Source organism: Achromobacter marplatensis (genome assembly GCF_002209535.1).
GTDB lineage: Bacteria > Pseudomonadota > Gammaproteobacteria > Burkholderiales > Burkholderiaceae_B > Achromobacter > Achromobacter marplatensis.
The window spans coordinates 67,586-86,097 of record NZ_NJIG01000008.1 but is presented as its reverse complement, the minus strand read 5'-3'; the positions used below and the strand labels follow the sequence as shown (position 1 = coordinate 86,097).

At 64.5% G+C, this 18,512-nt stretch carries 18 protein-coding genes; 12 read left to right on the top strand and 6 right to left on the bottom strand.

Annotation, left to right across the window (positions count from 1 at the left end):
* Window positions 1-171 precede the first annotated feature (171 nt).
* From CEY09_RS19910 to CEY09_RS19900, 3 genes are all read left to right on the top strand, one after another.
* Window positions 172-1,173 (top strand): Bug family tripartite tricarboxylate transporter substrate binding protein, encoded by a 1,002-nt coding sequence (locus CEY09_RS19910; protein WP_088590122.1) that lies wholly within the window; start codon window positions 172-174, stop codon window positions 1,171-1,173.
* A gap of 74 nt (window positions 1,174-1,247) precedes the next feature.
* A complete protein-coding gene (locus CEY09_RS19905; RefSeq protein ID WP_088589996.1) occupies window positions 1,248-2,216 on the top strand; it encodes a Bug family tripartite tricarboxylate transporter substrate binding protein in 969 nt (322 codons plus the stop codon).
* A 103-nt stretch (window positions 2,217-2,319) separates the two neighbouring features.
* A complete protein-coding gene (locus CEY09_RS19900) occupies window positions 2,320-3,276 on the top strand; it encodes a 2-hydroxyacid dehydrogenase (RefSeq protein ID WP_006225442.1) in 957 nt (318 codons plus the stop codon).
* A gap of 164 nt (window positions 3,277-3,440) precedes the next feature.
* Here the strand turns inward: CEY09_RS19900 and CEY09_RS19895 are convergent, their stop codons facing one another.
* The 3 genes from CEY09_RS19895 to radA form a co-directional block, all read right to left on the bottom strand.
* Entirely contained in the window at window positions 3,441-3,680 is a 240-nt protein-coding gene (locus CEY09_RS19895) for a hypothetical protein (RefSeq protein ID WP_006225441.1), read from the bottom strand.
* Window positions 3,681-3,845: 165 nt separating this feature from the next.
* Window positions 3,846-4,625, bottom strand: a complete 780-nt coding sequence (locus CEY09_RS19890) for a sulfite exporter TauE/SafE family protein (RefSeq protein ID WP_088589995.1) — start codon at window positions 4,623-4,625, stop codon at window positions 3,846-3,848.
* Window positions 4,626-4,719: 94 nt separating this feature from the next.
* Complete coding sequence (gene radA / locus CEY09_RS19885) at window positions 4,720-6,081, bottom strand: DNA repair protein RadA (RefSeq protein ID WP_088589994.1); 1,362 nt, start codon at window positions 6,079-6,081, stop codon at window positions 4,720-4,722.
* A gap of 428 nt (window positions 6,082-6,509) precedes the next feature.
* Here radA and CEY09_RS19880 point away from each other — a divergent pair, with 428 nt between their 5' ends.
* The gene (locus CEY09_RS19880; protein WP_088589993.1) at window positions 6,510-7,145 is read left to right on the top strand and encodes a hypothetical protein; all 636 of its coding nucleotides are present in this window, start codon (window positions 6,510-6,512) and stop codon (window positions 7,143-7,145) included.
* 119 nt (window positions 7,146-7,264) lie between these two features.
* Complete coding sequence (hpaR, locus tag CEY09_RS19875) at window positions 7,265-7,729, top strand: homoprotocatechuate degradation operon regulator HpaR (RefSeq protein ID WP_088589992.1); 465 nt, start codon at window positions 7,265-7,267, stop codon at window positions 7,727-7,729.
* A 1-nt stretch (window position 7,730) separates the two neighbouring features.
* Here the strand turns inward: hpaR and hpaD are convergent, their stop codons facing one another.
* Both hpaD and hpaE read right to left on the bottom strand, forming a co-directional pair.
* Window positions 7,731-8,582, bottom strand: a complete 852-nt coding sequence (gene hpaD / locus CEY09_RS19870) for a 3,4-dihydroxyphenylacetate 2,3-dioxygenase (RefSeq protein ID WP_088589991.1) — start codon at window positions 8,580-8,582, stop codon at window positions 7,731-7,733.
* A gap of 26 nt (window positions 8,583-8,608) precedes the next feature.
* Window positions 8,609-10,075, bottom strand: a complete 1,467-nt coding sequence (gene hpaE, locus CEY09_RS19865) for a 5-carboxymethyl-2-hydroxymuconate semialdehyde dehydrogenase (protein ID WP_088589990.1) — start codon at window positions 10,073-10,075, stop codon at window positions 8,609-8,611.
* A gap of 200 nt (window positions 10,076-10,275) precedes the next feature.
* On the opposite strand from hpaE, the gene CEY09_RS19860 reads away from it, so the two are divergent.
* The 4 genes from CEY09_RS19860 to hpaI are packed head-to-tail and all read left to right on the top strand — an operon-like array spanning window position 10,276 to window position 13,723.
* On the top strand, window positions 10,276-11,328 hold the full coding sequence (locus tag CEY09_RS19860) for a fumarylacetoacetate hydrolase family protein (RefSeq protein WP_088589989.1): 1,053 nt from the start codon (window positions 10,276-10,278) through the stop codon (window positions 11,326-11,328).
* 9 nt (window positions 11,329-11,337) lie between these two features.
* Window positions 11,338-12,087 (top strand): fumarylacetoacetate hydrolase family protein, encoded by a 750-nt coding sequence (locus CEY09_RS19855; protein ID WP_088589988.1) that lies wholly within the window; start codon window positions 11,338-11,340, stop codon window positions 12,085-12,087.
* Between the two features lie 16 nt (window positions 12,088-12,103).
* Window positions 12,104-12,907: a 2-oxo-hept-4-ene-1,7-dioate hydratase gene (hpaH, locus tag CEY09_RS19850; RefSeq protein WP_088589987.1), complete on the top strand. Its 804-nt coding sequence runs from the start codon at window positions 12,104-12,106 to the stop codon at window positions 12,905-12,907.
* A gap of 15 nt (window positions 12,908-12,922) precedes the next feature.
* Window positions 12,923-13,723: a 4-hydroxy-2-oxoheptanedioate aldolase gene (gene hpaI / locus CEY09_RS19845; protein WP_088589986.1), complete on the top strand. Its 801-nt coding sequence runs from the start codon at window positions 12,923-12,925 to the stop codon at window positions 13,721-13,723.
* A 30-nt stretch (window positions 13,724-13,753) separates the two neighbouring features.
* Here the strand turns inward: hpaI and CEY09_RS19840 are convergent, their stop codons facing one another.
* Window positions 13,754-14,389 carry a response regulator transcription factor gene (locus tag CEY09_RS19840; RefSeq protein WP_088589985.1) on the bottom strand — a complete coding sequence of 212 codons (636 nt, stop codon included), beginning with the start codon at window positions 14,387-14,389 and terminating at the stop codon, window positions 13,754-13,756.
* Window positions 14,390-14,766: 377 nt separating this feature from the next.
* On the opposite strand from CEY09_RS19840, the gene CEY09_RS19835 reads away from it, so the two are divergent.
* From CEY09_RS19835 to CEY09_RS19825, 3 genes are all read left to right on the top strand, one after another.
* On the top strand, window positions 14,767-15,327 hold the full coding sequence (locus CEY09_RS19835) for a fimbrial protein (RefSeq protein ID WP_088589984.1): 561 nt from the start codon (window positions 14,767-14,769) through the stop codon (window positions 15,325-15,327).
* A gap of 66 nt (window positions 15,328-15,393) precedes the next feature.
* On the top strand, window positions 15,394-15,948 hold the full coding sequence (locus CEY09_RS19830) for a fimbrial protein (protein WP_088589983.1): 555 nt from the start codon (window positions 15,394-15,396) through the stop codon (window positions 15,946-15,948).
* 66 nt (window positions 15,949-16,014) lie between these two features.
* Complete coding sequence (locus tag CEY09_RS19825; RefSeq protein ID WP_088590121.1) at window positions 16,015-18,465, top strand: outer membrane usher protein; 2,451 nt, start codon at window positions 16,015-16,017, stop codon at window positions 18,463-18,465.
* Window positions 18,466-18,512: the final 47 nt, after the last annotated feature.

The following is an 18,512-nucleotide window of genomic DNA, read 5'->3' as shown; positions in this document are numbered from 1 at the left end:
TATACTTGGTTGACAAGCATAACCTCAATACCTATATTTGTTTGACAAGTAGAACGGCAACAAAACGCAGGGTGCCGCATGCGCCTTGCGGCTTGCCGCCTCGGGCCATGCCAGGGGCGGAATTTCCCACAAACGATGCGCGGCCACGCGCACACCAAGGAGACACGTTCCATGCAAGCAGCCCCCCTGCGCCGCCGGTTGCTCACCGCCGCCCTGTTGACGGCTACCGCCTTCCTGCTGCCCGCGGCCCCCGCCCTGGCCGACTACCCGGAACGCGATGTCAGGATCATCGTCCCCTTCCCCGCAGGCGGCACGACGGACATCGCCGCGCGCGTCGTGGCGGCCGAACTGGGCAAGAGCTGGAACAAGTCGGTCGTGGTGGACAACAAGGCGGGCGCGGGCGGCAACGTCGGTTCGGCCGAAGCCGCGCGCGCCGCCGCGGACGGCTACACGCTGCTGATGGGCACCGTCAGCACGCATGCGATCAACCAGTCCGTCTACGCCAAGCTGCCTTACGACCCGGTCAAGGATTTCGTGCCCGTCACGCTGGTGATCCCGGTGCCGAACATACTTGAACTGAATCCCAAGTTCGCGGACAAGCACGGCATCCGCAACGTGGCTGACCTGATCAAATACCTGAAGGCCAATCCGGATACCGTCAACATGGCGTCCACCGGCAACGGCACCTCCACGCACCTGTCGGGCGAACTGTTCCAGAGCATGACGGGCACCCGCATGACGCACGTGCCGTACAAAGGCAGCAGCCCCGCGCTGACCGATGTGATGGGCGGCTCCGCCGACCTGATCTTCGACAACCTGCCCTCTTCCATGGGCTACATCAAGGGCGGCAAGCTGCGGCCGCTGGCAGTCACCACGGCCGCGCGCTCGCCCGCCTTGCCGGACGTGCCGACGCTGGCCGAAGCGGGCGTGAAGGGATACGAGGCATCCAGTTGGTTCGGGCTGCTGGCCCCCGCCGGCACGCCGCCCGCCATCGTCGACAAGATCCAGCGCGACGTGGCGGCCGCGTTGCAGCAAGAGCCCGTGCGCGCGCAATTGCAGGCCCAGGGCGCCACGCCCTCGGGCAACACGCCGGCGCAGTTCAAGCAGTTCATGGCGCAAGAGACCGTGAAGTGGGCAGAAGTCGTGAAAACATCCGGCGCCAAGGTCGACTGACCTGACGCAGATCCAGGCCCGCGCGCAACGCGTGAGCGGCGGGCTTCTCATCATCACGCGAACCAGGAGACAACATGAATAAACTGATCTGCGCTTTGGCGGCGGGCGCCGTCATGCTTGGCGGGCCGGCGGTCCAGGCCGCCGGCTACCCCGAAAAACCCGTCACCATGATCGTGCCCTTCGTGCCGGGCGGCTCGTCCGACATCACCGCGCGCTCCGTTACGCCGGCGCTATCGAAGCTGCTGGGACAGACCTTCGTGGTCGAGAACAAGCCCGGCGCCAACAGCGCCATCGGCGCGCAGGCCCTGGCACGCAGCACGCCCGACGGCTACACCATGATGGTCGGCTCGATCGGCACCTTCGCCATCAACGAAGCGCTCTACAAAAACCTCTCGTACAACCCCAGCAAGGACTTCGAATACCTGACCCAGGCCGTGCGCAATCCCAACGTGCTGGTCGCCGCCACCACCTTTCCCGCCGGGAGCGTCGCCGAACTCGTCGACTATGCGAAGAAGCACCCCGGCAGCGTCTCCTACGCGTCGTCGGGCACGGGCTCTTCGGACCACCTGTCCGCCGTACTGTTTCGCCAGCGTACGGACAGCACGGGCGTGGACGTGCCCTACAAGGGCGGCGGGGCCGCGATCGCGGACCTGATCGGCGGTCAGGTCAATGTGTCGTTCCAGAATCTGGGCGCCGTGCAGAACCATATCAAGGCAGGCAAGCTGAAGGCCCTGGCCATCACCGGCGATGCGCGCACGCCGGAGCTGCCCGACGTGCCCACGCTGACCGAGGCCGGCATCAAGGACATGGTGGTGTATTCGTGGCAAGGCTTCGCCGTGCCCAAGGGGACCCCGCCCGCGGTGGTGCAGCAATTGTCCAAGGCCCTGCAGACCGCATTGCGCGACCCGAAGACGGAACAGACGCTGCAAGGCCTGGGCTTTGAAGTCGTGGCCAATACGCCGCAGCAGTTCACCGCGTTCCAGCAAGGCGAGGTCAAGCGGTGGAAGGACGTTATCCAGAAGGCCAACATCCAGCTGGAATAGCCGGCGGGGCACGCACCAGGGGATGCCCGCGGGCATCCCCTCAGCCGATTTCAAGGCCGAATCAAGTAGCATGACCGTTTTCGCCACCCACCCGTACGACAACATGACCACTAAGCATCGCATCATCCAGGTCGGCTCGCTGGCCGGCTCCCCCTCCGCCAACAAGAACCTAGCCGACCGGTACGACGTGGTAGAGCTGTGGAAATTCCCCGACCGCAAGGCCGCGTTGGCCGAACACGGCAAGGGCATCACCGCGGTCGTCACGTCAGCCAACTTCGGCGCCAATGCCGAACTCATCAACGCGCTGCCCGACCTGAAGGCGATCTGCAGCTGGGGCGTGGGCTACGAGACCATCGACGTCGAGGCGGCGCACAAGCGCGGCGTGCAGGTCAGCAATACGCCCGACGTGCTGACGGACTGCGTGGCGGACCTGGCCTGGGGCCTCTTGATCGCCGGCGCCCGCCGCATGGGCCAGGGTGAACGGTTCGTGCGCGCCGGCCAATGGGGCCAGGTGCACGGCAGCATCCCGCTGGGCCTGCGCGTCAGCGGCAAGAAGCTGGGCATCGTGGGCCTGGGCCGGATTGGCGAGGCCATCGCCAAGCGCGGCACCGGGTTCGACATGGAGGTGCGCTATCACAACCGCCGCAAACGCGATGACATCGACTACGGCTACGAGGCCTCACTGGTAGACCTGGCCAAATGGGCCGATTTCCTGATCGTAGCCACCGTGGGCGGCCCCAGCACGCGCCATCTGGTGAACCAGCCGGTCCTGGAAGCGCTGGGCCCCAAGGGCATCATCGTCAACATCGCGCGCGGACCGGTCATCGATGAAACCGCGCTGGTCGCCGCGTTGGAAGCCGGCAAGCTGGGCTGCGCCGCGCTGGACGTGTTCGAACACGAACCCAAGGTGCCGGAAGCCCTGACCAAGAGCGACAATGCCGTCGTCCTGCCGCACATCGGCAGCGCCACGCTGGAGACGCGCCTGGCCATGGAGAACCTGATGCTGGAGAACCTGCAGGCCTATTTCGACACCGGCCGCGTGATCACGCCGGTGGAATAAGCGCACCCTGCGCCACGTCGGCGCAGAAGCGACAAAGACCTCCACGCCACCCGGCAACAAAAAAGCCTCTCGGTGCCCATACCGAGAGGCTTTCGACTTTCCGGTCCCGCGGGATCGGCAGTCTTCCTGCAAAGGAACTACTTTCGGGCTTTACAGCCCCCTGCTTACTTCGCCGGCGTCGTGGCGCCGGAATGGTCCATCTTCGATGCTGTGCCCGATTTGGCGGCCGCCGGTTTGGCGGACGTCTTGTCAGACTTGTGATGCTTGTGCTGCGCCTGGGTCTTGGTTTCGCCCGCCTTGGCAGAAGCGTCGGCGCCTGCCGCGAACGCCGAAGGCGCAGCAGCAAGACCGAGGCACAACGCCGAGGTGGACAAGAACGCAGCGATACGGGAGTGAGTCGTCATTTCATGAACTCCTGAATGTAAGGGCCGAAGCCCTTTCCGACACGGGGCGGCAACATCGCCGCTTACCCCGTACTCCGTTTGAAGGCAGGCCCTGCAGAAGGTTCACCGCAGAACCACAAAATTTCGGACGCTAACGTTTGCTAATACGCACCGTAAGCGCCGCACTCACGCCTCGAATGCCAGCAGCCCAACCGTGGCGAATAGCATCAGTGCAAAGCAGATTCTCAGCTTGCGTTCAGGAAGCCGGTACGCAAGCTTCACGCCGACAGGCACGAAGAGCAGGCTGCCGATGGCCAGCGGCAAGCCGACCATCCAATCCGCCTGGCCCGCCCACGCGTACGTGATCAGTGCGATGGTCGAACCGGGGATCACCATGCTCAACGCCAAGGCCTGTGCGGTGGTTTGCGGCAAACGGAAAACCGACGTGATGATCGGCACGGCCAACACCGCGCCGCCCACGCCGAAGAAGCCGCCCAACGTCCCGCACAGGATACCCAGCGCAATGGCGCGGCGCGGGGTAAAGGTGGGCGCCGGGCCCTTGTCGGCCCGCGGACGCCGGGTCGCGGGGCGTGCGGCGCGCCAAGTCTGCCAGACGTAGAACAAGGCGATGAAAAACAGGAACACCGCAAAGCTCTGGCGCAGGATGCTGGAGTCGATGCCCAGCGCCAGCCGCGCGCCCACCCAGGTGAAGACCACGGCGCCCGCGGCCCCTGCGGCGGCCACGCGCCTATCGATGCGGGTTTGCTGGTTGTACTTGCGCACGGCCATCGTGATGGCGGGCAACACCATGATCAGCGCCGTGCCTTGGGCCAGTTGCTGCGACATTCCCATCAGCAGCACCAGCGCGGGAATGGCGATGAGTCCGCCCCCGATGCCCAGCACGCCGCCCATGAAACCGATCAGGCCACCCGCGGCCAGGCACGCGGCGATAACAAACAGACTCACGTCTTGCTCCAGCAGACCCGGCCTTGTCCAGGATGGGCGATTCAATAAAAGGAAGTTCAACAGGCCCCGGTCCGGCATGCGCCGGCCCAAGGCATCAACGCAACTTGTCCAGCGCGGCGTCCAACCGGTCCACTGCCCAGATCTCCAGCCCTTCGATGGGCTGGCGGGGCGCGTTAGCCTTGGGGATCAACGCAATGGAAAAGCCCAGCTTGGCCGCTTCGCGCAAACGCTCCTGGCCACGCGGCGCAGGCCGGATTTCGCCCGCCAGGCCCACTTCACCGAACGCGATCAGGCCGCGCGGCAGCGGCTTGTCGCGCAGCGACGACATGATGGCCAGCAGCACTGGCAAGTCGGCCGCCGGCTCGGTAATGCGCACGCCGCCCACCGCATTGACGAACACGTCCTGGTCGAAGGTCGTGACGCCGGCATGCCGGTGCAGTACCGCCAGCAGCATGGCCAGGCGGTTGCCTTCGAGGCCGACCGTCAGCCGGCGCGGATTGGGCGCGTGGGAACTGTCGACCAGCGCCTGGATCTCGACCAGCAGCGGCCGCGTGCCCTCTTGCGTGGCCATCACGCAAGAACCCGCGACCTGCTGCTCGTGCTGCGACAGGAACAGCGCCGATGGATTGGCCACGCCGCGCAAGCCGCGATCGGTCATCGCGAACACGCCCAATTCGTTGACCGCGCCGAAGCGGTTCTTGAACGCCCGCACCAGCCGGAACGACGAATGCGTGTCGCCCTCGAAATACAGCACCGTGTCCACGATGTGCTCCAGCACGCGCGGGCCCGCCAGCGCGCCGTCCTTCGTGACGTGGCCGATCATGACGATGGCGATGCCCGTCTGTTTGGCCAGCCGCGTCAATTGGGCCGCGCATTCGCGCACCTGCGACACCGAACCCGGCGCCGCGCTGAGTTCGCCGCTATACAGGGTCTGGATCGAATCGATCACGGCGACCGTCGGCTTCTGCTCGGACACGGCAGCCTGGATGGCCTCCAGCCGGATCTCGGCCAGGAGATTGACGTTGCCCGTCTGCAAGTCCAGCCGGCGGGCGCGCAACGCGACCTGTTCGGCGGACTCCTCGCCCGTGACATAAAGGACGCTGGTCGTCTGCGACATCGACGCCAACGCCTGCAGCAGCAGCGTGGACTTGCCGATGCCCGGATCGCCGCCGATCAGCACCACGGCGCCAGCCACCAGCCCGCCGCCCAGCACACGATCGAATTCGTCCAGCCCGGTGGGCTGGCGCGGCGTTTCGCGGGCTTCGATTTCAGACAGGCTGCGCACGGGGCTGGCCGATGCCAGCGGCGCGTAGCGGTGCGCCGACGCGGCAGGCGACGACGATTCCACGGTTTCTTCCAGCGTGTTCCAGGCGTTGCAATGCGGGCATTTGCCCTGCCACTTCGGGGTGGTGCCGCCGCAGTCGGCGCACACGTATACAGTTCGGGATTTGGCCATGCGCGAAAGTGTACCGGCAACCTGTCGTTCCAGCGCGCGGGCCGCACATCAAAACGCCCCTCTTGCTGAGTCGTTTGCGCCGTCCCAGTGCGTGAATCTGTCATTTCGCTTTCACTAACAGGGACAGTCTCAAGTTACATCATGCAAATAGAAGAAATTCCCTGCCGGAATTCCACAAATCGCGCATAATCAACAGGTGCAGCGCATTGTCGAACCGTCCCGTCAGGACGGCATACCCGGCGCCAAACGCCCTACACGGGCGCAGCAACGGGAATCGCGGCGCAATCGCCCTGCGGTCTTTGCCTAGGCCGCATAAACCGGAACAAGACCCTAGCCACGACGAGACCGCCGGACCACCGGCGCGGCGCCCAGCAAAGGTCAAACGCGGATACGTCCAGCCACCGGGCGTAGGCGCGAGGAGTACGCGCATGAGCATTACCTATCGCCCCCCTTTCGATGAAGACGATGAACGGGATCTGCGCGCCCTGTACCGTAAGCCCAGACCCGGGACCAGTCCCGAACTTGACGCGGCGGTGCGCCGTACCTGGCACCCTGGCCACAGCTGGCATCCCGGCTGGGCCGCGGCTGCTTGCGCCGCCATGGTGGCCGGGCTATTCGCCTGGACCGACATGCGCGAAAGCGCCGACATGCAGGACGTGACCGCGCAACTGGCGGCTCCCCACGAAGTCGGCACCAGCGCCGAACGCTCGCCGGCGCCGGCCCCTGCCGCGCTGGCCGAAGCGCTGACCGCCAAGCAGGCACCCGTCACCACCCAGCGCGTCGTCGCGTCCCCGACCGACACGGCCACAAGCCAACCCCAGGCGGCCGCCGCTACCCCCGAAACTGCCGCTGCCGAAACAGCGCAGCAAGGCGACGCCACGGCCACGGAAGTCGTGGCGTTCAGCGAACAGGACGTCGAGGCCCGCGTGGCTCACATCCGCGCATTGGTCCAGGACGACCAGCAGGACGAAGCCGTCGCGGCGCTGCGTGAATTGCAGCAAGGCGCGCCTGACCTGACCCTGCCGGACGACCTGCAAGAACTGGCGCAGCAAAACCCGGCCTGACCCCCCGCCCTGTCCCCGACATCGGCCCCGCCCCACGCGGCGCCGATGGCGGTGTGGCGCGCACGACGCACGCAAATATTTGGTCAAAAAATGGATGGCTTCTTGCTAACATAGCCGCCATGAGTCCGAGCTTCCACCACCGCAATCTCCCCCATCTGCTGCTTTACGCGCGCGAAACCCTGATGGCGCATTTCCGTCCCGTGCTGCATGCGGCGGGCGTCACCGAACAACAATGGCGGGTGCTGCGTACCCTGAGCGAAGTCGGCTCGATGGAACCCAATCAGATCGCCCGCAGTTGCCAGATCCTCAGCCCCAGCCTGACCCGCATGCTGGCCGGCATGGAAGAACAAGGCCTGATCAAGCGCGTGCGCTCCAGCGCCGACCAGCGGCGCCAGGAAATATCTCTGACCCCCAAAAGCAACAAGCTCATCGACCGCATGCGCCCGCAGGTGGATGCGAAGTACCAAGAGATCGAAAGCAAGATCGGCAAGGAATTGCTGGACCGCCTGTACCGCGACGTCGACGCCATGGTCGACCTGATCAAGCGTGACGCGCCGGCATCGCGCGACGCCGACGAAGCGTGACTCAGGCCGGCACCGGGAAGATCGCGTTGATCTGCCCCGTGCCGGAACTGGTGAAGTAATCGGTGACGATCTCCACCGGCTTGTCGTAACTGTCCCACCCCAATAGTCCCAGCAGCATGGCCGTGTCGTGCATGCCGCCTTCGCCGACGCAGTGCTCGGCGTAGTCGGGCAGCATCGCGCAGAACGTTTTCCAATCCCCTTGGCGCCATAGCTCGACCACCCGCAAGTCCACCTGGCGGTGGAACTCGCGGCTGATCTGGTGCATGGCGGCTTCAGGACTGCCGTTGTCGTTGAAGCGATGCGACAGCGATCCGCTGGCCAGCACGGCGACGCGGCTGTCGCTGGCCTCGATGGCCTGGCGCAGCGCCGCGCCGAATCGACGGCTTTCGTCCAGCGCATGCCATGCGCACCAGGCGGCCACCGACACTACGTTGAAGCGGCCGTCGCCATTCATGTACCGCATCGGCACCAATGTGCCGTATTCCAGCTCCAGGCTGTCGATCTCGTGCGAACGCGTGCCCACGCCCGCCGCATTGGCGCATTCGGCGATGCGCCGCCCCAGTTCGGAATTGCCGCGGTAGGCGTAATCCATGTCCTTGATGAAATGCGGCAGCTCGTTGCTGGTATAGCGCCCCTTGAAACGCCCGTTGGCGTTCACGTGATAACCCGCATTGACCAGCCAATGCACGTCCAGCACCACGATCGTGTCCACATCCAGGTCGCGGCACCGCTTGCCGATGATGCGATGCCCTTCAATGGCGGCCTCGCGGCAACCATGGTGCTTGCCAGGAAGTTCGGACAGATACATCGACGGCACATGCGTCACCTTGGCCGCCAGCGCGAGCTTACCCATGATGGTTGTCTCCTGATTCCCGAGGCTTAAACGCCCCATTTGGGGATGTGGTGGCCGCCCAGCGACACGCACACGTTCTTGATTTCGGCGAATACCTCGTAGCTGTATTCGCCGCCTTCCCGCCCCGTGCCCGATTCCTTCGTGCCCCCGAACGGCTGGCGCAAGTCGCGTACGTTCTGGCTGTTGATGAACACCATGCCTGCTTCGATACCGCGCGCCAGACGGTGCGCGCGGCCGATGTCGCTCGTCCAGATATAGGACGCCAGCCCGTACTTCACGTCGTTCGCCAGCGCCAGGCCCTCCGCCTCGTCCTTGAACGGGATCAGGCAGGCGACCGGGCCGAAGATCTCTTCCTGCGCGCAACGCATGCGGTTATCGACGTCGGCCAGCACGGTCGGACGCACGAAATTTCCATGTGCCAGGTGCACGGGCAAACCGGCTGGCTTGCCTGCGCCGCCCGCCAGGATGCGGGCGCCTTCCCGTTCGGCCAGATCAATGTAGCCTGTCACCTTTTCCCAGTGCTGTCGCGTGATCATCGCGCCCACATGCGTGGCCTCGTCGCCCGGGTCGCCAACCACCAGCCGTTCGGCGCGCGCCGCGAACTTGCGCACGAAATCGTCGTAGATGCTTTGCTGCACGAAGATGCGCGACCCCGCGGTGCAACGCTCTCCATTCAACGAAAAAATGGTGAACAGTGCGGCATCCAGCGCACGGTCCACGTCGGCATCGTCGAAGATCAGGACGGGCGACTTGCCGCCCAGTTCCATCGAGTACTTCTTGATGCCGCCGGCGCCAGCCAGGATCTTCTTGCCCGTGACGGTGCCGCCCGTGAACGAGATCGCGCGCACGCCGGGGTGCCGTACCAGCGCGTCGCCCGCCGTGGCGCCGTAACCCTGCACCACGTTCAGCACGCCTGCCGGGATGCCAGCCTCCAGCGCCAGCCTGCCTAACTGGTCGGCCGTCAATGGCGACAGTTCCGACATCTTCAGCACGGCGGTATTGCCCAGCGCCAGGCACGGCGCCGTCTTCCAGGTGGCGGTCATGAACGGCACGTTCCAGGGCGACACCAGCGCGCACACGCCGACCGGCTGGTACAGCGTGTAGTTCAGCATCTGATCGTCCACCGGGTACGTGTGGCCGTTCATCCGCGTGCAGACTTCCGCGAAGAACGTGAAGTTCTCGGAAGCGCGCGGAATCAGTTGCTTGCGCGTCTGCGAGATCGGCAGGCCGGTATCGCGCGTCTCCAGGTCGGCCAGCATCGGCACGTTCTGGTCGATCAGTTCGCCCAGGCGGCGCATCAGGCGGGCACGTTCCTTGGCGGGCGTGTTCGCCCATTTAGGGAAAGCATCGGCCGCGGCAGACACGGCGGCATCGATCTCGGCCTGGCCGCCCGCGGCGACCTCGTCAATCGCATCGCCAGTGGCCGGGTTATAGGTGACGAAGCGGTCTGCGCTGTCGACCTGCCGGCCATTGATCCAATGTTTGATGCTCACGTGCGCTCCTCCTGCATGGGGGCGGCTCAATCTCGCCCGCGTTTTTAATTAACACGTTAACATTATGCTGGCCGCCGGGCGCTGTCAACGCCGGGAAATCCCGATCCGACCTGCCTGGCCAGACACGTTCCGGGCGTTGCCGGCCCTGACCTTTTTCACTATGATACTTAACATGATAACGATATGGTGAGCGAGACAACATGCCCCACATCTGGATTGAGTACTCCGGCAACCTGGACCTGGACACGCGCACGCTGATGCGCACCGTGCAGGACGCCGCCGTTGGCGACGGCACGCTGTTCCCGCTGGCGGGCGCCCGTACGCGAGCGCTGCGCGTGGACGACTGCCTGATCGTCGATGGCCATCCGGACAACACCTTTGTCCACGTGGTGCTGCGCATCGGGCACGGACGTAGTGACGTGCAGAAGACCGCGCTGGGCGAACGCGTGTTCCAGGCCCTGTCCGCCGCGTTGGCGCCGCTCATGGCCGCCCGCCCGCTGGGCATCTCGATGCAGATCGAAGAGGCCGACCCCGTGCTGAACTACAAGGTGAACAACTACCGCGATTACCTGGCCGCACGCGCCGCCGAAGCCGCCGCCGCATTGGCGGCCCCGCCCCGCACGGTAGTGGGCGCCGCGCTGAACACGCGCCAGGCGTTGCAGGCGTTGGGGGACACCATGGACGCCCCGCCGTACAAGGCCGCGCCCAAGGCGCCGGTGCTCTACATCAAGCCCGCCAACACGTATGCGCAAGACGGCGACGTCATCACGCTGCCGGCCGACGTCGACGAGGTCGAAGTGGGCGCCTGCCTGGGCGTGGTGTTCTCGCGCCGCGCCACCCAGGTAAGCGAGGCGGAAGCGTTGGCCTACGTGGCGGGCTATCGCGTCGTGGCCGACCTTTCCGTCCCGCACGCCAGCTACTTCCGGCCTGCCCTCAAGCAGAAATGCCGCGACGGCTTCTGCCCCATCGGCCGCGATCTTGCGCCGGCGGCATCCGTGCCCGACCCCGACGCGCTGGAAATCGAAGTCCATGTGGACGGCGTCCTGGCGCAGCGCGCCAGCACCGCAGATCTGGTCCGCCCGGTGGCGCGGCTGATCGCCGACGTCACGCAATTCATGAGCTTTGACGCCGGCGACATGCTGCTGGTCGGCGCCCCTTACGACGCCCCGCGCGTCAGGGCCGGGCAGCGCTACGACATCCGCATCTTGCACGTCGGCACGCTGGGCAACCGGCTGGCCGCCGCCACCGCCTGAGGATCCGCCATGAAACACGCACGCATTGTTTACGAAGGTGCCATCCACGCGGCGACCGAGGCGGGTCCGGGCCAGGTCCGTCTGGCCGACGGCCGCGTCCTGGCCGAAGAAGCCGTCTCCTGGCTACCCCCTATCGAACCCCGCACCACGTTCACGCTGGCCATCAACTATGCGGACCATGCCAAGGAGCTGGCGTTCAAGGCGCCGGAGGAACCGCTGGGCTTCCTGAAGGCCGCCAACACCTTCGTCGGGCACCGTGCCCAGACCCTGCGCCCCGCCGACGTTGCCTTCATGCACTATGAATGCGAGCTGGCGGTGGTCATCGGCAAGACGGCCCGCGGCGTCTCGCGGAGCCAGGCCTATGATCATGTGGCCGGCTATACGGTGGCCAACGACTACGCGCTGCGCGACTACCTGGAAAACTGGTATCGCCCCAATCTGCGGGTGAAAAGCCGCGACACCTGCACGCCGCTGGGCCCTTGGCTGGTCGATCGTGACGACGTCCCCGACCCCATGAACCTGAACCTGCGCACCACCGTCAACGGCGTCGAGACCCAGCGCGGCAACACGCGCGACATGGTGTTCGACGTGCCCGCCTTGATCGCGTATTTCAGCAGCTTCATGACGCTCTCGCCCGGCGACCTGATCCTGACGGGCACCCCCGACGGCATCGTCAATGTCATGCCCGGCGACGAGGTCGTGACCGAAATCGACGGCGTTGGACGACTCGTCAACACGCTGGCTCCCTTCCCTTCCTGATCCTTTCGGACACCCGATGCTAGATACCCAAACCGTGCGCGCCATTGCCGCGCGCCTGCACGACGCTGAACGCACCCGCACGCAGATCCGCCAGATCTCGCTGGAACACCCCGGCATCGACATCGCCGACGCCTACGCCATCCAGCGCGCTTGGATGGACATCAAGCTGGCGCAAGGCCGCGTCAAACGCGGCCACAAGATCGGCCTGACCTCCCGCGCCATGCAGCAGGCGTCCCAGATCGACGAGCCCGATTTCGGCATGCTGCTGGACGACATGTTCTTCGACGACGGCAGCAATATCCCCGCCGACCGATTCATCTTGCCCCGCCTGGAAGTCGAACTGGCCTTCGTGCTGGGCAAGCGCCTCGAAGGGCCGAACGTGACGCTGTTCCAGGTTTATGACGCCGTCGACTACGTGATTCCCGCGCTGGAGATCATCGACGCGCGTTCGCACGGCATCGACCCCGACACCAAGCGCCCGCGCAAGGTGTTCGACACCATCGCCGACAACGCCGCCAACGCAGGCGTCGTCATGGGCGGACGGCCCGTGAAGATCGACGACATGGACCTGCGCTGGATCGGCGCCATCCTCTCGCGCAACGCCGTCATCGAGGAAACCGGCGTGGCCGCCGGCGTCTTGAATCACCCCGCCAATGGCGTAGTATGGCTGGCTAATAAGCTGGCCGCCCACGACGTCGCGCTGGAGGCCGGAGAAATCATCCTGTCGGGGTCGTTCACCCGGCCGGTAGCCGCCCGGCCCGGCGACACGTTCAGTGTCGATTACGGCGTGCTGGGTTCCGTCAACTGTCATTTCATCTAACACGGCATGCAGTCCATGGACATCCTCACCAACACCTTCAAGCAAGCCTTGCGCGACCGTAAACCCCAGATCGGCCTGTGGGCCGGCCTGGCCAGCGCCTATACCTCGGAGATCGTCGCCGGCGCCGGTTTCGACTGGCTGTTGATCGACGGCGAACACGCCCCCAACACCTTGCAGACGACGCTGTCGCAGCTGCAATCGGTGGCCGCCTACCCGGTGGCGCCCGTGGTACGCCCGGCCTGGAACGACTCTGTGCAAATCAAGCAGATCCTGGACACGGGCGCACAGACCTTGCTTGTTCCGATGATCCAGTCCGCCAAGGAAGCCGCGGCGGCTGTGGCCGCGGTGCGCTACCCGCCCGCCGGCATCCGCGGCGTGGGCAGCGCGCTGGCGCGTTCCTCGCGCTGGAACCGTATCCCCAACTACCTGGAACGCGCCAACGACCAGATGTGCGTGCTGGTGCAGATCGAAACGCCGGCCGGCATTGACGCGCTGGACGAGATCCTGGCGGTAGACGGCGTGGACGGCGCCTTCATCGGCCCGGCCGACCTCTCGGCTGGCATGGGTTATCTGGGCCAGCCGGAACACCCCGAGGTGCTCAAGACGATCGACGAGGCCATCACCCGCATCGTGCGCTCCGGCAAAGCCGCCGGCATCCTGCACAGCGGCGTGGCGCAGGCCAAGCACTACCTGGCCCTGGGCGCGACCTTCGTCGCCGTAGGCGTCGATGCCGTGCTGTTGGCCCGCGCGGCCGAGAAACTTGCCGGCGAATTCAAAGATACCAAGGCGATCCAGAGCGGCGCCGGTCCTTACTGAATCTGCCCCTCGAACGTGCGCCTGAGCCCCTCAGGCGCCTTCGCCTTCGCCAAGCAGCGCATTGCGCTTGGCGAATTCGGCCAGTTCCAGCACCGACGTCATGCCCAGCTTTTGCTGCAAGCGTGTCTTGTAGGTGCTGACCGTCTTGTTGCTCAGCAGCAGCAAATCCCCGATCTCCTTGTTTGATCGCCCTTGAGCAAGGTATTGCAGCACCGTCATCTCGCGATCGGACAAGCTCTGGATCATCGCCCCCTCGGACGCCTGCCCATGCTTCGGCGATACGGAGATCGACGGGAACACGCTGTACCCCGCCATCACGGCCTTGATGGCGCTGACCAGCTTGTTCAGGTCCTCGTCCTTGCAGACAAAGCCCTTGGCACCCGCCTGCATGCACCGATGGCAAAACGCCTCGGACGACAGCGACGTCAGCACCAGGATATGGCTGCGCGGATCGATGCTCCGCATCCGGCCGATCACGCTCAGCCCATCCAACTTCGGGATTCCGATGTCCAGAATCACCACATCTGGCGACTGGTCACGGAACATCTGCACCGCATCGATACCGTTGCCGACCTCTCCGATCACATTGAAGCCGTTCGTCTCCAGCAGCATGCGCACGGCAAGGCGCAACACCGGATGGTCGTCAACGATTAAGACTGAATTCATGTGGGGATCGGCCTATCTCGAGAATGGGCGTCCAGCGACTAGCGCTGCCGGACGCATGGCGCGCGGCGGCGCACATGAGGAGCTCGGATTTTAGAGCATTGCGCGGTACGCCACGGTCGCCATACGAGGCTCTAGAACCAGATTTGCCCGTTTTTCCAAGCGAACATGAAAGGTTCGATCCGTATGCAGGGCCATTCGGAAATTTCCTACATAACGATGCTACGCATCCTATTTCTCACGATCGTCCCAATTTCTACACTGTTTTCAGCTTCAACACGAGGTGACTCCAAAACGCTCATCGTCCCTTTTTGCTCCCCGGGGCGGCGAACACGGAGCCCCCGACCCGAAAGCTGTAACCACTATCCAAGGACATTGTGATGAAAAAAAATCAGCTGGCTCGCCTGATCGCAACGATTGCATTGGGCTCTGCCTGCACCGCCGCCTTCGCCGCCGACAAACCCAGCGGCACGGTTCGTTTTGAAGGCTCGATCGTTGAAGCGCCTTGCTCCATCGCCAGCGATTCCATCAACCAAACCGTCACGATGGACCAGATCGCCAGTGCGGAAATCAAGGGCGGCAAGAAGTCGACGCCCAAATCCTTCGAGATCAACCTGCTCGGGTGCGACCTGGAAGACGTCAAGAAGAGCGTGACCGCAACGTTCACCACCGCCACGCCGTCGGGCGCCTATGATGGTCTCGTCGCGATCCAGGGCGTGGCCAAGGGCGCCAGCCTGGGCATCACCGACGGCCGCGGCCAATTGATCAAGATGGGCGACGAATCGTCCGCCCTCAAGATCAACACCGCCACGCCCTCGATGCAATTCCAAGCCTTCCTGCAGGGCGAGCAAGAAGATGATGGCCAACAAGGCAAGCAGGACGTCGCGATCGTTCCGGGCGAGTTCCACGCCTCGGTCAACTTCACGCTGACCTACAAGTAACCCGCACGCCAACGCATCTGGAGCTGCGCCGAAGGCCAGCTCCAGTCCCTCATTAGGAGGCGCCTGATGCGCAGGGTTACCGCATTTCCCGTCCCTCGACGAATTCTGTTCCTGCTGTTGGCAACTCTGGCTTTCGCTGACCAACCGGCGTTGGGAAACGTCCTGAACGGGCAGATCACGATGAGCGGGTCCATTGCCACATCCGCCTGCACCATGCGAGTGGATTCCGAAGACCAGACCATCGATATGGGTCAGCTTTCACTGGCAAGACTGATCAACGGCGAGACCACCATCCAGAAAGCCTTCCGGATTTACATCGAGGGCTGCGCCAGGACCCGGACCGCTGGCGGTGACGCTAAAGGCTCCCATCCATTCGCCCTCACTTTCGAAGGAGACAGCGATAGCCACCTCTTTGTGGCAAGAGGCTCGGCGCGAGGCGTCGCCATGCGTCTGCAGGACAGCAACGGCCACGTCATTTTGCCGGGGGCGTCACGGCGCGAATACATGCCGCCGTCTGGCGACACGACGCTGCGCTATTTGCTCAGCCTGCAAGGCACCGGTCAAGCACTAAAGGCCGGCAACTATCAAATAACCGTCCGGCTGAGGATGCACTACTTCTGAGCCATTTTGGAACGGATTCTTCACGATACTCCAGAGGCCGCAGAAGTGATTTATCGCAAGGGATTGATGAGCACCGCCTTATGCCTGGCGGCCGGCCTCTCGCAGGCATCCGACGACGTCCAGTTCAACATGGATGTGCTGGACCTGAAGGACCGGCAGAACATCGACCTGAGCCTGTTCTCCCGCGCCAACTACATCATGCCTGGCGCCTACAACCTGGTGCTGCATGTGAACCAGCAGCAGCTGACCGACATCCTCATCCATTTCCTGACTCCGCCCGACGATCCGCGAGGCAGTCTCGCATGCCTGGCGCCCGAGCACGTCGCCGAATTCGGCTTGCGGCAGACCACGATCGACAAGCTTGCGTGGTGGAACGATGGCGCCTGCCTGGACACCAGGAGCATTCCCGGCATGCAGGTCAACGCGAACTTGGGCCAGGCCGCGATTTACGTGACCTTGCCGCAAGCGGACCTGGAATACACCGCGCCCAATTGGGATCCGCCTTCCAGATGGGACGACGGCATTGCCGGCGCCGTGCTGGACTACAACCTGAATGCGCAAACGACGCGGCGCTCCCGCGAAGGCGGCCGCAGCACCTATCTCAGCGGCAACGGCACGACGGGGCTCAACGCGGGTGCCTGGCGCCTGCGCGCGGATTGGCAAGCGCAGGCGGAACGCGGGTCAGGCAGGCCGTCAACGCAGCGATTCGATTGGAGCCGCTTCTATGCCATGCGCGCCATTCCCGGATGGAAATCCACCCTGATCGTCGGTGAAGACTATTTGAACTCCAACCTGTTCGGCGGCTTTCGTTATACCGGCGCCAGCCTGGCCACCAACGACAGCATGCTGCCGCCGAACCTTCGCGGCTATGCACCCGAAATTACCGGCGTCGCCCGCAGCAACGCGCGCGTGGTGGTCCGACAACAAGGACGCGTTCTGTACGAGACGCAGGTACCCCCGGGGCCGTTCCGCATCCAGGACCTGAACGACGCCGTCAGCGGCAACCTGGATGTCAGCGTTGAAGAGCAAGACGGCAGCCACCAGAATTTCCGGGTCGCAACGGCCAGCATCCCTTACCTGTCGCGCCCGGGCAGCCTGCGCTTCAATCTGGCGACCGGCAAGCCTTCCGAGTGGAACCACCGCTTGCAGGGCCCCGTGTTCGGAACCGGGGAGTTTTCCTGGGGCGTGAGCAACGGCTGGTCGCTCTTCGGCGGCGCCTTGGGCGCGAAGGACTATGGCGCCGTCGCCCTGGGCGTCGGCCGCGACCTGCTGGCATTCGGCGCGGTGTCAGTCGACGTCACGCAATCACGCGCCGTCGTCGGCCGCGAACGCCAGGTGCTGATGGGGAAATCCTATCGGGTCAGCTATTCGAAACGGTTCGACGACTACGACAGCCAGGTCACCTTTGCCGGCTACCGGTTTTCACAGAAGAACTTCACGAGCTTGAATGACCTGCTCACTGCCCGTTACGAGGGCAATCCCATCAACCGCAGCAAAGAGATGTACACGATCTCGTTCAGCAAGCAGTTCCGCGAGCTGGGTACTAACGTGTACCTCAACTACAGCCATCAGAACTATTGGAATGGCCCGGTAAACCGGCGCTACAGCCTGTCGGCCTCGCGCTATTTCGATCTTGGCCGCTTGAAGGACCTGAGCGTGTCGGTCACCGGCTATAGCAACAAGGCTTACAACGCGTCGGATAACGGCGTGTACTTGTCGCTCAGCATCCCCTTCGGTGAAAAGGGATCGCTCAGCTACAGCGCCTCGTCGAACCGCAGCGGCACCACACACGACCTGGGCTACTACAGCAGGCTGAACGAGCGCAGCAACTACATGATCAGCGCGGGCCATGGCAACGGCGGCAATACCGCACAAGGCTACTTTTCGTACGACGGGCCGTGGGCCCAAACCGTGGTCAGCGCCAGCCATCAGACGGGTGCCTACAGCTCGGTCGGCTTGTCGTTACAGGGCGGAGCGACGGTGACCGCGCGCGGCGCCGCCCTGCATCGCAGCACCACACCGGGCGGAACCCGCCTGATGGTCGACACGCAGGGCGTTGGCGGCGTGCCCGTGCGCGGCAACGGCGTGGCCACTGAAACGAACTGGTTCGGCAAGGCGGTCATCACCGATGTCAACAGCTACTACCGCAACCAGGCCAACATCGACCTGGACAACCTGCCCGACGACGTGGAGGCCATGCGATCCGTCGCGCAGGCCACGCTGACCGAAGGCGCGATCGGTTACCGCAGCCTGGAAGTCATCGCCGGAGAAAAGGGGATGGTCGCCTTGCAATTGCCTGACGGTACGCCCGCGCCTTTCGGTGTCAGCGTAAAGAACCGCCGCGACCAGGAAACCGGCATCGTCGGCGACGATGGAATGGTGTATCTGAGCGGCATGCAAACCGGCGAAGTCATGTCGGTTGAGTGGGGCGGCAACGAGCCTTGCCAATTCACCATTGCGCCCGAAACGGACTCGTCCGCCTTGCGCCAAGCCTATGTCTGCGCTCCCCCGTCCTAGGCACACACCGTCGTCCGGCCCCTTGCCCCCCCCAATCCCATACAGAC

Coding starts and splice junctions, on each gene's coding strand:
- CEY09_RS19840 (WP_088589985.1), bottom strand. CDS start 14,389: ATGAATTCAGTCTTAATCGTTGACGACCATCCGGTGTTGCGCCTTGCC.
- radA (WP_088589994.1), bottom strand. CDS start 6,081: ATGGCCAAATCCCGAACTGTATACGTGTGCGCCGACTGCGGCGGCACC.
- CEY09_RS19855 (WP_088589988.1), top strand. CDS start 11,338: ATGAAACACGCACGCATTGTTTACGAAGGTGCCATCCACGCGGCGACC.
- hpaD (WP_088589991.1), bottom strand. CDS start 8,582: ATGGGTAAGCTCGCGCTGGCGGCCAAGGTGACGCATGTGCCGTCGATG.
- CEY09_RS19910 (WP_088590122.1), top strand. CDS start 172: ATGCAAGCAGCCCCCCTGCGCCGCCGGTTGCTCACCGCCGCCCTGTTG.
- CEY09_RS19830 (WP_088589983.1), top strand. CDS start 15,394: ATGCGCAGGGTTACCGCATTTCCCGTCCCTCGACGAATTCTGTTCCTG.
- hpaH (WP_088589987.1), top strand. CDS start 12,104: ATGCTAGATACCCAAACCGTGCGCGCCATTGCCGCGCGCCTGCACGAC.
- CEY09_RS19900 (WP_006225442.1), top strand. CDS start 2,320: ATGACCACTAAGCATCGCATCATCCAGGTCGGCTCGCTGGCCGGCTCC.
- CEY09_RS19880 (WP_088589993.1), top strand. CDS start 6,510: ATGAGCATTACCTATCGCCCCCCTTTCGATGAAGACGATGAACGGGAT.
- CEY09_RS19860 (WP_088589989.1), top strand. CDS start 10,276: ATGCCCCACATCTGGATTGAGTACTCCGGCAACCTGGACCTGGACACG.
- hpaI (WP_088589986.1), top strand. CDS start 12,923: ATGGACATCCTCACCAACACCTTCAAGCAAGCCTTGCGCGACCGTAAA.
- CEY09_RS19895 (WP_006225441.1), bottom strand. CDS start 3,680: ATGACGACTCACTCCCGTATCGCTGCGTTCTTGTCCACCTCGGCGTTG.
- CEY09_RS19825 (WP_088590121.1), top strand. CDS start 16,015: ATGAGCACCGCCTTATGCCTGGCGGCCGGCCTCTCGCAGGCATCCGAC.
- CEY09_RS19835 (WP_088589984.1), top strand. CDS start 14,767: ATGAAAAAAAATCAGCTGGCTCGCCTGATCGCAACGATTGCATTGGGC.
- hpaR (WP_088589992.1), top strand. CDS start 7,265: ATGAGTCCGAGCTTCCACCACCGCAATCTCCCCCATCTGCTGCTTTAC.
- CEY09_RS19905 (WP_088589996.1), top strand. CDS start 1,248: ATGAATAAACTGATCTGCGCTTTGGCGGCGGGCGCCGTCATGCTTGGC.